Genomic DNA, 13,339 nt, shown 5'->3' with positions numbered 1-13,339 from the left:
CCGTGAGTATGCACCGGCACGCGTGTTCGCCGCCAGCACGGACGGGAACGATCCGCCCCCGGAAAACAAAAAGCCCCCGCCATGCGGGGGCCGGACGTGATCGGCAATGCGTGGCGCGTCAGACCGCCTGGATATTCGCTGCCTGCTTGCCTTTCGGCCCGACTTTCACGTCGAATGAAACACGCTGGTTTTCCTTCAACGTCTTGAAGCCGTCCATCCGGATTTCGGAAAAGTGCGCAAACAAATCTTCGCCACCATTGTCCGACGTAATAAAGCCAAAACCTTTAGCATCGTTAAACCATTTCACGATACCGGTATCCATGTCTTCGTTCCCCACTCGTTTAGATCAAAAAAGCTATTTTTATAGCCGTTTCCCGAAATCCCGAAACATTGCGCCAGCACCCGCACCAGCACGCCGCCCGAGGACGGAGTGCTGACTTTATAAATTGGACAATCCGGGTGCGTCAAGAAAATTTTTGACGACCTCTTTATCAAAAAAGCGCTAATGCCATTGGAATCGGTACCCCATCGCCTTTGATTAATTGATTCCCATCAAAAACCTGTCAATATTACCGGGATCGGATCAACAATAATCTCGGCCATGAAAATCCTACCGGGGACAAATCGACTCGGTAAAATCCTCGGGTTTTTTCCGGGTTGCGGAAATCCGGAGACGTTGCGATGCTGGTGTAACGCCGAAAGGAAGGAGAAGGTCATGTGGCTGGACGGAATCAAGCGCTTCGCGAGCCGGCTCGGACGCGTACGTCGCAAGTCCCGCGCCTTGGCCGAGTCCGCTCGCGAAGCGCCGTGCGACACCGAGTTCGATACGACGTGGCACGGCGATCACTGGCAGAACCTGCTCGCATCGCCGCTGGACGCACGCCACTACGTGATGGAAGACTGGACCTATACGCCGCCGCACACCGAGACCGAGGAAGCTGCGCCGGCGGGCAAGCGCAAGAAGCGGCGCTCGTACGCGCAATAGCACACGGAAAGCGGGCAAAAAAAAAGCGCGACTGGGAAGTCGCGCCGACAAAGGTTTGGAGATCTTTTCCGTCAACGAAAAAGTCTGCTTCGGAAAGCAGAGATCGCAGTATAGCGAGAGAACAACCTTTCATTAGCCATGCTCCACACAAACCTCTATTGCCGATGCGTCAATAATCGCGCTAGGGCTGCCGCCCCCTCCTTCTGATCGCCTGTCGCGATCACGCAACGCCCGTTACGCAGTCCTGATCACAATTTCCATTCGCTGCACTGCCGCAAACCCTTGATGGATAACGGTTTCCACGTGTTTGTCTATCTTTGCGGATTCCAAAATACACTATTGCTTAAAGCGTGACCCTCGTCCGCTCCGAGCACTCCGTACACTGCAAATGGCTTTCTGATACGCGCACCGCCGCTCTGCCGGCCGGTCACAGCGTCACCCAAACATGCCGGTTCGGCAGCAGGTTCGATCGATATCATCCTGTTTGGAGACAGATCCATGAAAAAGACCCTGATTGTCGCCGCCTTGTCGGGCGCGTTCGCGACCGTCGCCCATGCGCAAAGCAGCGTCACGCTATACGGACTGATCGACGCCGGCATTACCTACACGAACAACCAGCACGGCCACAGCGCGTGGCAGGAAACGAGCGGCTCGATCAACGGCAGTCGCTGGGGCCTGCGCGGCACCGAGGATCTCGGCGGCGGCCTGAAAGCGATCTTCACGTTGGAAAACGGCTTCGGCATCAACAACGGCACGCTGAAGCAGAACGGCCGCGAATTCGGCCGGCAAGCGTTCGTCGGCCTCGCGCACGACAGCTACGGTTCGCTGACCTTGGGCCGGCAATACGACAGCGTCGTCGACTATCTCGGCCCGCTGTCGCTGACCGGTACGCAGTACGGCGGCACCCAGTTCGCGCACCCGTTCGACAACGACAACCTGAACAACTCGTTCCGGATCAACAACTCGGTCAAGTACCAGAGCGCGAACTACAACGGGCTGAAGTTCGGCGCGTTGTACGGCTTCTCGAATTCGTCCAGCTTCTCGAACAACCGCGCGTACAGCGTCGGCGCGTCGTACAGCTTCATGGGCTTCAACGTCGCGGCCGCGTACATGCAGCTGAACAACAACATCAATTCGCTGGCGCTCGCGGCAACCGATCCTGGCGCGGTCGCCGGCGACTGGACCTTCGCGGCCAGCCGTCAGCGCACCTGGGGCGGGGGCCTCAACTACACGTTCGGGCCAGCGACCGCGGGCTTCGTGTTCACGCAGACGCGCCTGACCAATTCGGCCGGCATCAGCGCGGGCCAATCCGGCGTGTCGGGCGGCATTCCGCTGGCGGGCGGCACCCGCTTCAACAACTACGAACTGAACGGCCGCTATGCGCTCACGCCGGCGCTGTCGCTCGCGGGCTCGTACACGTACACCGACGGCCGTCTCGACGGCCAGAAGCCGAGCTGGCACCAGTTCAACCTGCAGGCCGACTATGCGCTGTCGAAGCGCACCGACGTATACCTGCAGGGCGAATATCAGCGGGTGCTGGCGGACGGCCTGCCGATCGGCGCCAACATCAACGGGCTGGGCGCCGCATCGTCGACCAACAAGCAGATCGCGGTCACGACCGGCCTGCGCCATCGCTTCTGAGCGACCGGCGCATCCGCTTCACGCCGGATGACGAAGCGCCCCGCCGGGGCGCTTTTTCTTTGCCGGAATACGTGGGCCGCCGCTCAGGCGCCCGGTGCCGGATAGCGGACGTCGAGTATGTCGATCGGCTGCGGGCCGGCCGGCGTCATCAGCGTAACGGTATCGCCGATCTTCGCCTTGATCAGCGCACGCGCGACCGGCGAAATCCAGCTGACGCAGCCGTGGTCGAGATCGACCTCGTCGATCCCGACGATCGTGACCGTGTGGTCCTCGCCGTCCGGCGTCTCGTAATCGACCGTTGCGCCGAAGAACACCTGGTCGACATTCTCCTGACGACTCGCGTCGACGACTTCGGCGAGATCGAGCCGCTTCGTCAGGAAGCGGATGCGGCGATCGATCTCGCGAAGCCGCCGCTTGCCGTAGATGTAGTCGCCGTTCTCCGACCGGTCGCCGTTCGACGCGGCCCACGACACGAGCCGCACGACCTCGGGGCGCTCGACGTCGATCAGGTTCAGCAGCTCGTCCCGCAGCCGCTTGTGGCCGGCCGGCGTGATGTAGTTCTTCGCGCCCGCGGGAATCGCGGGTTGAGCCTGGTCGAGATCGTCGTCGTCACCGTCCGACTCTTTGACAAACGCCTTGTTCATGATGCAGATTCAACACGTGGATGACTGATGCTCCAAGGGTACACGAAGGGCGCCCCGCCAAGGTCGCGCCGCGTAATTCGCGAATAAGGCTTCCCTTTTTATACAACCCTGCTATAATTTCGCTTCTGCGTGCGGCTGTAGCTCAGTTGGATAGAGTACTTGGCTACGAACCAAGGGGTCGTGGGTTCGAATCCTGCCAGCCGCGCCACCTTTTCGAGGGCCTTCCAAACCGAAGGCCCTTTCAGTTCGAAGTAGTAGTGTTTTGTTTTGCGTGCGGCTGTAGCTCAGTTGGATAGAGTACTTGGCTACGAACCAAGGGGTCGTGGGTTCGAATCCTGCCAGCCGCGCCACCTTTTTGGGGGCCTTCCCATCGCAGAAGGTTCCGACAGTTGAAGCAGTACCGTTTTGCGTGCGGCTGTAGCTCAGTTGGATAGAGTACTTGGCTACGAACCAAGGGGTCGTGGGTTCGAATCCTGCCAGCCGCGCCACCTTAAAAGGGCTTTCCTCCGGGAAGGCCCTTTTTCTTTTCTGCCCCTCCCCCGTCATTCACGCCCCGATTTGCGAGCGCCCGATGCGCTTCGGAAGAGCGCCGGCAAGGCCGCACCTTCGCTCCACAACACACATGAAAACGGCGGCCATCGGCCGCCGTTGAACGATCGCACTCAAGAAGGTTACGCGTCAATAATCCTGCCGTTCGCGCTCGATGCGCATGCCGCCGTCGTGGCGCGCATGCGCGCCGTCGTCGGTCGAGCGCTCGCGCATGATCCGCATCACGTCCGGATTGGTTCGCACGCGCCGCATCACGTTCGCGAGATGCACGCGATCGCTGACCTGGATCACGAAACGCAGCACCGTCGATTCGTGCGTCAGATCCTCGTCCATCGCGATATGGACGATGTTCGCGTCGGCCGACGTGATGTCCGCCGCGACGCGCGCAAAGATGCCCTTCGTGTTCTTCACGAGCGCCTTCACCGCGACATCGAACAGTCGGCCCGGCTGCGGCGCCCATTCGACGTCGATCCAGCGGCCCGGATCGCGGCGATGGATGCGCTGCGCGACGCGGCAATCGGTCGTATGAATCGCCATCCCCAGGCCGATGCCGATGTAGCCCATGATCGCATCGCCCGGAATCGGCCGGCAGCATGCCGACAACTGCACGGACATCCCTTCGGTACCGGTAATCACGACCGGCGGCGCATGATGCGCCGGATGCCGCTCGGACTTCGGCAGGTCGTCGTCCGCGTCGCGGCCGCTCATCAGCACCTCGATGCGCTTGGCCATCACCGCGGCGACGCGGCGGCCGAGGCCGATATCCGCGAAAATTTCCTGACGGCTCTTGTTGCCCGTCCACTGCACGAGCTTTTCCCACACCTCCGGCGCAACGTCGGCCAGCGCGAGACCATAGCCCTTCAGGCTCTGGTCGACGAGCCGCTCGCCAAGCTGCACGGATTCGTTCAGGCGCATCGTCTTCAGGTAGTGACGAATCGCCGAGCGCGCCTTGCCGGTACGCACGAAGCCGAGCCACGCGGGGTTCGGCTTCGAGTACGGCGCGGTGATCACCTCGACGATGTCGCCGCTCTTCAGCTCGGTGCGCAGCGGCAGCAGTTCGTTGTTGATCTTCACGGCCACGCACTGGTTGCCGAGATCGCTGTGGATCGAATAGGCGAAATCGAGCGCCGTCGCGCCGCGCGGCAGCGCCATGATCTTCGACTTCGGCGTGAACACGTAGACCGCGTCGGGGAACAGGTCGATCTTCACGTGCTCGAGGAATTCGCTCGAATCGCCGGCTTCGCTCTGGATGTCGAGCAACGACTTCAGCCACTGGTGCGCGCGCTTCTGCACGTCGCTGAGATCCGCACTGCCGTTCTTGTACAGCCAGTGCGCGGCGACCCCCGCCTCGGCAATCTCGTGCATCTTGCGCGTACGCACCTGGAACTCGATCGGCGCGCCGAACGGGCCGACGAGCGTCGTGTGCAGCGACTGATAGCCGTTGATCTTCGGGATCGCGATGTAGTCCTTGAACTTGCCGGGCACCGGCTTGTACAGCGAGTGCAGCGCGCCGATGCACGTGTAGCAGTCGAGCGGGCTGTCTACGACGACGCGAAAGCCGTACACGTCGAGTACCTGCGAGAACGACAGCTGCTTGTCGCGCATCTTGCGGTAGACGCTGTAGATGGTTTTTTCGCGGCCGGTGATCTCGGCGTCGATCTTCGCGTCGGCCATCGCGCGCTGCGCGGCCTCGAGGATCTTGCTGATCACTTCGCGGCGGTTGCCGCGCGCGGCCTTCACGGCCTTCTCGAGCGTCGCGTAGCGATGCGGGTTGAAGTTCGCGAAGCTCATGTCCTGCAGCTCGCGATACGTGTTGTTCAACCCGAGCCGGTGCGCGATCGGCGCATAGATGTCGAGCGTTTCCCGCGCGACGCGGCGGCGCTTTTCCATCGGCACCGCGCCGAGCGTGCGCATGTTGTGCAGGCGGTCGGCGAGCTTGACGAGGATGACCCGCACGTCGCGCGCCATCGCCAGCAGCATCTTGCGGAAGTTTTCCGCCTGCGCTTCCTCGCGGCTGCGGAATTCCATCTTGTCGAGCTTCGACAAGCCATCGACCAGTTCGGCGACCTTCGGGCCGAACCGTTCGGCCAGCTCGTTCTTGGTCACGCCCTGGTCTTCCATCACGTCGTGCAGCAGCGCGGCCATCACGGCCTGCGCGTCGAGCTTCCAGCCGGCGCAGATTTCCGCGACGGCGACGGGATGGGTGATGTAGGGTTCGCCGCTCTGGCGATATTGACCGAGGTGGGCTTCGTCGCTGAAGTGGAACGCCGCCTTGACCTCTTTGATTTCGTCCGGGGCGAGATACTCGGCAAGCGCGGCCGTCAGTTTCGCGATCGAAACGACGCCGTGCTTGCGCGGCTGCTCCGGAGTGGCGGTCGGCCCGAACAGATGCCGGAAGGACTGTTCGAGGACCGCGTCGATGTACTGGCGCGCAGGCGACTGGGCCGTGGCTTCGGTGGTCGAATCCGCGGAGGCGGACGATGGGGTGGTGCTCATATTCGCCTCCAGGTCGAGTCGTTGCGCGCGTGGACTACATGGCTGGAACGGGCCGGATGCGCGTTACACCGGCACCTTCTTCAGCATCTCGACACCGACCTGGCCGGCGGCGATCTCGCGCAGCGCGACGACGGTCGGCTTGTCGCGGCTTTCGATCTTCGGCGTATGGCCTTGCGCGAGCTGCCGCGCGCGATAGGTGGCGGCGAGCGCCAGTTCGAAGCGATTCGGGATTTGCTTCAGGCAGTCTTCGACGGTAATGCGAGCCATGTTGGTAATTCCTTCTGAATATAGTGCTTATTCTACCTTATGTCCCTCGTGCCCCGCGTCATTCCGCGTGGGGCAGATGGATGCCGAGCTCGATGAACAGCTCGGCGTGTCGCGCGTACTGCGAAGCAAAGCGCAGGCGCGTCGCCGCGACGATGCATTCGAGCTCCGCGAGCGCACGCTCGAAATTCTCGTTGATCACCACGTATTCCGCTTCCGACGCGTGCGCGATCTCGCTGCCGGCGGCAAGCAGACGCCGCGTGATCACGTTCGGCTCGTCCTGGCCGCGCTTCTTCAAACGCTCCTCGAGCGCGTCGAGCGACGGCGGCAGGATGAAGATGCCGACCGCGTTGCGAAACTGCTTCTTCACCTGCAGCGCGCCCTGCCAGTCGATCTCGAGCAGCACGTCGTGGCCGTTCTTCATCTGTTCTTCGATCCAGACGCGCGACGTGCCGTAATAGTTGCCGTGCACTTCCGCGCTCTCGAGGAATTCGTGCGCCGCGTGACGCGTGCGGAAATCGTCGACGGTCGTGAAGTGGTAATGCTGGCCGTCCTGTTCGCCCGGGCGCGGCTTGCGCGTCGTGTACGAGATCGACAGGCAGATGTCGCTGTCCTTCGACAGCAGCGCATTCACGAGCGTCGACTTGCCGGCGCCCGACGGTGCGACGACCATGAACAGGTTGCCGGGATAGACGCCGCCGTGCAGCGAATGCGCGGCGTGGCCGTCGTGAGTGGATTCGATCATGTTGCGTTACTCCAGGTTTTGCACTTGCTCGCGCATCTGCTCGATCAACAGCTTGAGCGCCATCGACGCGTCGGCCAGTTCCTTCGCCGCCGCCTTCGAGCCGAGCGTGTTCGCTTCGCGATTCAGCTCCTGCATCATGAAGTCGAGACGCTTGCCGACGCGGCCGCCCTTCTCGATCACATGACGCGTTTCGTTCAGGTGCGCGGTGAGCCGCGACAGCTCTTCCGCGATGTCGATCCGGATCCCGTACATCGTCACTTCCTGACGAATGCGTTCCGCGGCTTCCTCGCGCGTCACGATCGGCGCGCTGCCTTCGGGCGCCGCGATGCCGAGCGCTTCCTGCAGCCGCTCGACGATCTTCTGCTGATGCTTCGCGATCAGCTCCGGCACGAGCGGCGTGATGCGCGCGACGATCGCTTCCATCTCGGCGACGTTCGACAGCAGCATCGTCGCCAGTTGCGCGCCTTCGCGCGAACGCACGACGACGAGTTCGCCGATCGCTTCCTTGCCGCATGCGAGCACCGCGTCGCGGATCGCGTCGGCCGACACGCCGCTTTCGGCGATCACGCCGGGCCAGCGCAGGATCTCGCCCGCGCGCAGGCGGCCGACGCCCGGGAACGAGTCGAGCACCGCGCGCTCGAGATCGGCAAGCTGGCCGAGCGCCGACTGGTTCAGCGCGCCCGCGCCGATGCTCTGTTCGCCGCGCTGCAGGTTGATGCGCACGTCGACCTTGCCGCGCGACAGCTTGTTCATCAGCATTTCGCGCAGCGCGGGTTCGCACGCGCGCACGTCGTCCGGCATCCGGAAATTCAGGTCGAGGAAGCGCGAGTTCACGGTGCGCAGTTCGACCGACACGCTGGTGCCGCCGTTGCCGGTGGCCGTTGCGAGTTCGCGCGTCGCGCTCGCGTAGCCCGTCATGCTGTAGATCATGGTTCGTCTCGCCGTCTGGTTGCCCTCGCGGGCGGGGATATGTCGAGGCGCCCGGCGCATCGGACCAGCGCGGGGCGGGAAGCGCGCATTATCCCATTTTTGCGGACCACCCCGCCGGGCAAGCCCGCCGTTCGGCGCTAAAATCGGGGTTTCCTCTCCTTCCGCGATTCCCACATGACGTCCTCCCTTTCCCGCCCGAGCGGCCGCCGCGCCGACGAACTGCGCAAGGTCGCCCTCACGCGCCACTACACGAAACATGCGGAAGGCTCCGTGCTGGTCGAATTCGGCGACACCAAGGTGCTCTGCACCGCGAGCGTCGCCGAGCGCGTGCCCGAATTCCTGCGTGATCGCGGGCAAGGCTGGCTGACCGCCGAATACGGGATGCTGCCGCGCGCGACGCACACGCGCAGCGACCGCGAAGCCGCGCGCGGCAAGCAGACGGGCCGCACGCAGGAAATTCAGCGCCTGATCGGCCGCGCGCTGCGCGCGGTGTTCGATCTCGAGGCACTCGGCCCGCGCACGATCCACATCGACTGCGACGTGATCCAGGCTGACGGCGGCACGCGCACGGCGAGCATCACCGGCGCATTCGTCGCCGCGCACGACGCCGTGTCGAAGCTGATGGCGGCCGGCAAGCTCACGCGCTCGCCGCTCACCGACCACGTCGCCGCGATCTCGGTCGGCGTGTACGAAGGCGCACCGGTGCTCGACCTCGACTACGCGGAAGATTCGCGCTGCGACACCGACATGAACGTCGTGATGACGGGCGCCGGCGGTTTCGTCGAAGTCCAGGGCACGGCCGAAGGCGTGCCGTTCTCGCGCGCCGAGATGAACGCGCTGCTCGACCTCGCGCAGGGCGGGATCGCCGAGCTCGTGCAACTGCAGAAAGACGTCCTGGGCGCCGGCCATGCCTGACGATCGCACCATCGCGCCGCTGTCGCGCATCGTTCTCGCGTCGAACAACCCCGGCAAGCTGCGCGAATTCACCGCGCTGTTCTCGACGGTCGGCATCGAGATCGTCCCGCAGGGCGACCTTGCGGTGCCCGAGGCGGACGAACCTTTCGGCACGTTCATCGAGAACGCGCTGACGAAGGCGCGGCACGCGTCGCGGCTCACCGGGCTGCCGGCGATCGCTGACGATTCGGGCCTGTGCGTGCGCGTGCTGCGCGGCGCGCCGGGCGTCTATTCGGCGCGCTACGCGCAGCGCGCGGGCCGCGACAACGGCGACGCGGCGAACAACGCGTATCTCGTCGAGCAGTTGCGCGGCGTCGACGACCGGCGCGCATACTATTGCTGCGTGCTCGCGCTCGTGCGCCATGCGGACGATCCAGAGCCGCTGTTCGCCGAAGGGCGCTGGGCCGGCGAGATCGTCGACGCGCCGCGCGGCGAGCACGGATTCGGCTACGACCCGTATTTCTACCTGCCGTCGCTCGGCGCGACGGCAGCCGAACTCGAGCCGGCCGTGAAGAACACGCACAGCCATCGCGCGCTTGCGCTGAAGGCGCTGCTTGCGCGGCTCGCGGAGGAAGCATGACCGTGCCCGATACCTATCCGCTGCGGGAGGTCGCATGAGCCAGGCTGCGGAAACCGGCGCGCGCGTCGTGGCGACGTTCACGTCGCCCGGACAGGTGCGGCTCACGTCGCTGCCGCCGCTCGCGCTGTACGTGCATTTTCCGTGGTGCGTGCGCAAGTGCCCGTACTGCGATTTCAACTCGCACGAGTGGAAAGGCGAACGATTCCCTGAAACCGAGTATCTCGACGCGCTGCGCGCCGATCTCGAACAGGCGCTGCCGCTCGTGTGGGGACGGCAGGTGCATACCGTGTTCATCGGCGGCGGCACGCCGAGCCTGCTGTCGGCGGCCGGTCTCGACCGGATGCTGTCCGACGTGCGCGCGCTGCTGCCGCTCGACGCCGATGCCGAGATCACGCTCGAGGCGAATCCGGGCACGTTCGAGGCCGCGAAGTTCGCGCAGTTCCGCGCAAGCGGCGTGAACCGGCTGTCGGTCGGCATCCAGAGCTTCAACGAGGCGCACCTGAAGGCGCTCGGCCGGATTCACGACACCGCGCAGGCGCGCGCGGCCGTCGAGATCGCCGCGAAGAACTTCGACAACTTCAACCTCGACCTGATGTTCGCGCTGCCGAACCAGACGCTCGACGAATGCCGCACGGACATCGAGACCGCGCTGTCGTTCGCGCCGCCGCATCTGTCGCTGTATCACCTGACGCTCGAGCCGAATACGCTGTTCGCGAAGTTCCCGCCGGTCGTCCCCGACGACGACGCGTCGGCCGACATGCAGGAATGGATCCACGCGCGCACGGCCGAGGCCGGCTACGGGCGCTACGAAGTTTCCGCTTACGCGAAGCCGAATCATCAGTGCAAGCACAACCTGAACTACTGGCGCTTCGGCGACTATCTCGGGATCGGCGCGGGCGCGCACACGAAGCTGTCGTTCCCGAACCGGATCCTGCGGCAGGCACGCTACAAGCATCCGGCGACCTTCATCGAGCAGGCGATGGCCGGCGCGGCCGTGCAGGAAGAGCGTGAAGTCGGCGCGCGCGACCTGCCGTTCGAGTTCATGCTGAACACGCTGCGGCTCGTCGAGGGCTTCCCCGTGCACAGCTTCGCCGAACGCACGGGCCTGCCGATGAGCACGATCGAGCCGGCGCTGAAGGAAGCGGAACGGCGCGGGCTGATCACGCGCGATTTCACGCAGATCGCGCCGACGCCGCTCGGCCAGCGTTTCCTCAACGACCTGCAGGAATTGTTCCTGCGCGACGATTGAAGCGATGCCGACTCCGGTCGACAGCGGCGGCATTTCGGTTACAATGCCGCCTCGCGTGGAAGCGTGGCCGAGCGGTTTAAGGCACTGGTCTTGAAAACCAGCGACGGGAAACTGTCCGTGAGTTCGAATCTCACCGCTTCCGCCAGGAAATTCGCCAAACCCCGTCCATTCGCTGAATGACGGGGTTTTTGTTTGTCCGCACGCCCCTGCCCCAACGTTCCGACGCATCGCACCGGTTGCCGTTACAATCCCGCGCTCCGATTCGCGAAAACGGGAAACCCACGTCATGAAACCCTTCATCGTCTCGTCGCTCGTCGCCATGCTGGCTGCCGTCAGCACGCACGCGGCGGCCGACACCGCCTCCGGCAGCGGCGCGCAGGCGTCGTGCGCGATCGCTTACGTGACCGGCGTCGGCGGCTCGCCGCGCGGCCTGAGCGAATACCTCGCGAGCCCGTCGCCCTACAACTACCTGAAGGACAACGATCTCCAGTGCAAGGTGTCGGACGACGGGCGCACGTCGAACTGCACCGGCGTGACCTACCTCCGGAACGAACAGGTCAGCGTATACGACGATTCCGATCCGGCAACGCTGACCGTCGTGGCGCGCGTGGAGCTCGACCACGGCCAGAAGTACCCGGTGATCGTGGTCGTGCAGCGAAAGGACGCGCGCTGCAAACAGTGACGCAGCCATGCGCGCGAGCGCGTCCGTCGAGGCGGAACTCGCGCTCGCGGCAGCGCACAACCGAATCCGCGCAACGGCCGCTGTCGCGCCCCGCCGGAAGCCTCCCGGCCCGCCCCGCGATCACCTAGAATTCGTTCAACACGGCGACACGACCGCCGCCGCGTACTCGATGCCGCACACGCCACCCCTGCGCGCGGCACACGGAGATCGCCATGACCGAACTGTCGACACCGACGGATCACGTCGATTACGAAGGCTTCGAGATCCATGTCGTGCCGGCCACCGCGCCCGGCAGCGACACGCGCTACACGTACACCGGCTACGTGTGCCATCCGGGCGCGAATCCCGCACTGCCCGGCCACGCAGTGCCGTTCCACGCGGACGGCGAGGAAAGCTTCGCGAGCATCGATGAAGCAGTCCACGAAGCCGTGCACATCGGCAAGAGCATCATCGACGGCACGCATCCGGACCTGTCGGTGCTGTCGCTCGTCACGCACGGCTTCTGAACCGGACGAAGGACATCGCATGTGATTGTGCGGACGTCGGTCGCAGTGCCGCATTCGGCGACCGCTACGCGCAGCCGGACGATCGACGCGAGCCTGCGCGAGACTCGCGCGCCGCGCCATTCAAGCTTTCAAACTTGCAACATGGCGCGCCGGCATGCGCGTGCGCTGCCGTAACGCGAGCGAGTCGAGCGCGCTGTCACATGTCACGTCACATCGCGACGTGCGATGCGGCGCCCGACCGTCATCATCAGCGATCGCAACGTCTCGCATCGCGCGTTATGCGTTTCTCCCGATATCGGCTTGCGTGCGCACGCCTATCATTTTTTTATAGTCACTTCTGGCTATCTCCCATGCGCCCCGTTCTCCATCCGCGCGTCGACCGGCTGCGTGTTGCTGCGCTGGCCGTCGCCACCATGCTTGCCGCATGCACGATCACGCCGCCGCCGTCGCTGCACCCGGTCCTGACGATTCCGTCGATCACGCGCAGCGCGAGCCGCGCCCAGTATCGCGTCGAGATCGCGCAACGCGTTGCCGAACGCAATCCGTCCGGCGTACTGCACGGCACACCGCAGGCGATGCTCCGCTCGCTCGTCGTCGTCGCATTCACCGTCGATCGCAACGGCCGCCTCGTCAACGCCTCCGTCTATCGCAGCAACGGCGACAGCGAAGCGGAAGCGCTCGCGCTCGCGTCGCTGCGCCGCTCGGCGCCGCTGCCGGCGCCGCCGTCGCGACTGCTCGACGGCAACGGTCAGATCGAAATGATGGAAGGCTGGCTCTTCAACGACGACGGTCACTTCCAGTTGCAAAGCACTGCGTCCGCGCAGGCGCAATCGCTCGACTGACCGCCCGCCGCGCCGCGATTGCCGGTGTGCGGCGGCGCTGGCTATAATTTTCCGCAATCGCGCGGCCATCACGCCGCGCGCGCGTTCGCGCGCCCCATCCGGCATGCGAGCCGACCACGCCGGCACCGGGCGGCGGCGACGTACCCGTCTCCATCGTCGACCGGCGGGTGACGTTCGCGCCACGGCGCGCGTCCACGGCGCCACCGCATCATCCGCTCGGCTGCCCCCGGCAGGCGTCCGCCTGCCCGAGCGCACGCACAGCCGACCGCCCC

Annotated in this window: 14 protein-coding genes and 4 tRNA genes; 12 read left to right on the top strand and 6 right to left on the bottom strand. The window is 64.6% G+C overall.

What is annotated here, in order from left to right:
* Positions 1–118 precede the first annotated feature (118 nt).
* The gene (locus MRS60_RS04680) at positions 119–322 is read right to left on the bottom strand and encodes a cold-shock protein (RefSeq protein WP_006476615.1); all 204 of its coding nucleotides are present in this window, start codon (positions 320–322) and stop codon (positions 119–121) included.
* Positions 323–715: 393 nt separating this feature from the next.
* On the opposite strand from MRS60_RS04680, the gene MRS60_RS04675 reads away from it, so the two are divergent.
* Together MRS60_RS04675 and MRS60_RS04670 are read left to right on the top strand one after the other, a co-directional pair.
* On the top strand, positions 716–985 hold the full coding sequence (locus tag MRS60_RS04675; RefSeq protein WP_034182989.1) for a hypothetical protein: 270 nt from the start codon (positions 716–718) through the stop codon (positions 983–985).
* 498 nt (positions 986–1,483) lie between these two features.
* The gene (locus tag MRS60_RS04670) at positions 1,484–2,626 is read left to right on the top strand and encodes a porin (RefSeq protein WP_034182988.1); all 1,143 of its coding nucleotides are present in this window, start codon (positions 1,484–1,486) and stop codon (positions 2,624–2,626) included.
* A gap of 83 nt (positions 2,627–2,709) precedes the next feature.
* On the opposite strand, the gene greB is transcribed toward MRS60_RS04670, so the two are convergent.
* Positions 2,710–3,270: a transcription elongation factor GreB gene (greB, locus tag MRS60_RS04665; RefSeq protein ID WP_034182987.1), complete on the bottom strand. Its 561-nt coding sequence runs from the start codon at positions 3,268–3,270 to the stop codon at positions 2,710–2,712.
* 131 nt (positions 3,271–3,401) lie between these two features.
* Between greB and MRS60_RS04660 the strand changes: the two genes are divergently transcribed.
* The 3 genes from MRS60_RS04660 to MRS60_RS04650 all read left to right on the top strand — a co-directional run bounded on the left by MRS60_RS04660 (position 3,402) and on the right by MRS60_RS04650 (position 3,758).
* Positions 3,402–3,478: transfer RNA gene (locus MRS60_RS04660), tRNA-Arg, on the top strand.
* 65 nt (positions 3,479–3,543) lie between these two features.
* Positions 3,544–3,620, top strand: a tRNA-Arg gene (locus MRS60_RS04655).
* A 61-nt stretch (positions 3,621–3,681) separates the two neighbouring features.
* A tRNA-Arg gene (locus MRS60_RS04650) sits at positions 3,682–3,758 on the top strand.
* Between the two features lie 190 nt (positions 3,759–3,948).
* Here the strand turns inward: MRS60_RS04650 and MRS60_RS04645 are convergent.
* The 4 genes from MRS60_RS04645 to MRS60_RS04630 form a co-directional block, all read right to left on the bottom strand.
* A complete protein-coding gene (locus MRS60_RS04645) occupies positions 3,949–6,315 on the bottom strand; it encodes a RelA/SpoT family protein (RefSeq protein ID WP_034182986.1) in 2,367 nt (788 codons plus the stop codon).
* Positions 6,316–6,378: 63 nt separating this feature from the next.
* Complete coding sequence (gene rpoZ, locus MRS60_RS04640) at positions 6,379–6,582, bottom strand: DNA-directed RNA polymerase subunit omega (protein ID WP_006025620.1); 204 nt, start codon at positions 6,580–6,582, stop codon at positions 6,379–6,381.
* 58 nt (positions 6,583–6,640) lie between these two features.
* Positions 6,641–7,324, bottom strand: a complete 684-nt coding sequence (gene gmk, locus MRS60_RS04635) for a guanylate kinase (RefSeq protein ID WP_034182985.1) — start codon at positions 7,322–7,324, stop codon at positions 6,641–6,643.
* A gap of 6 nt (positions 7,325–7,330) precedes the next feature.
* The gene (locus tag MRS60_RS04630; protein ID WP_034182984.1) at positions 7,331–8,254 is read right to left on the bottom strand and encodes a YicC/YloC family endoribonuclease; all 924 of its coding nucleotides are present in this window, start codon (positions 8,252–8,254) and stop codon (positions 7,331–7,333) included.
* A gap of 174 nt (positions 8,255–8,428) precedes the next feature.
* Here MRS60_RS04630 and rph point away from each other — a divergent pair, with 174 nt between their 5' ends.
* The 7 genes from rph to MRS60_RS04595 all read left to right on the top strand — a co-directional run bounded on the left by rph (position 8,429) and on the right by MRS60_RS04595 (position 13,067).
* Complete coding sequence (rph, locus tag MRS60_RS04625; protein WP_105391851.1) at positions 8,429–9,169, top strand: ribonuclease PH; 741 nt, start codon at positions 8,429–8,431, stop codon at positions 9,167–9,169.
* Positions 9,162–9,788 (top strand): RdgB/HAM1 family non-canonical purine NTP pyrophosphatase, encoded by a 627-nt coding sequence (gene rdgB / locus MRS60_RS04620; RefSeq protein WP_111017612.1) that lies wholly within the window; start codon positions 9,162–9,164, stop codon positions 9,786–9,788. The genes rph and rdgB overlap by 8 nt, the downstream gene beginning before the upstream one ends.
* A gap of 34 nt (positions 9,789–9,822) precedes the next feature.
* Positions 9,823–11,037: a radical SAM family heme chaperone HemW gene (gene hemW / locus MRS60_RS04615; RefSeq protein ID WP_034182981.1), complete on the top strand. Its 1,215-nt coding sequence runs from the start codon at positions 9,823–9,825 to the stop codon at positions 11,035–11,037.
* 57 nt (positions 11,038–11,094) lie between these two features.
* Positions 11,095–11,182 (top strand) — tRNA-Ser (locus tag MRS60_RS04610).
* A gap of 141 nt (positions 11,183–11,323) precedes the next feature.
* Positions 11,324–11,719 carry a hypothetical protein gene (locus tag MRS60_RS04605; RefSeq protein ID WP_034182980.1) on the top strand — a complete coding sequence of 132 codons (396 nt, stop codon included), beginning with the start codon at positions 11,324–11,326 and terminating at the stop codon, positions 11,717–11,719.
* A gap of 212 nt (positions 11,720–11,931) precedes the next feature.
* The gene (locus MRS60_RS04600; RefSeq protein WP_131946368.1) at positions 11,932–12,225 is read left to right on the top strand and encodes a hypothetical protein; all 294 of its coding nucleotides are present in this window, start codon (positions 11,932–11,934) and stop codon (positions 12,223–12,225) included.
* 350 nt (positions 12,226–12,575) lie between these two features.
* Positions 12,576–13,067: a TonB family protein gene (locus MRS60_RS04595; RefSeq protein ID WP_181152260.1), complete on the top strand. Its 492-nt coding sequence runs from the start codon at positions 12,576–12,578 to the stop codon at positions 13,065–13,067.
* The last annotated feature ends 272 nt before the right edge of the window (positions 13,068–13,339 follow it).

Source organism: Burkholderia pyrrocinia (genome assembly GCF_022809715.1).
GTDB classification, from domain to species: domain Bacteria; phylum Pseudomonadota; class Gammaproteobacteria; order Burkholderiales; family Burkholderiaceae; genus Burkholderia; species Burkholderia pyrrocinia_C.
The sequence above is the reverse complement of the archived record's forward strand: the minus strand, read 5'-3'. Positions and strand labels throughout refer to the sequence as shown.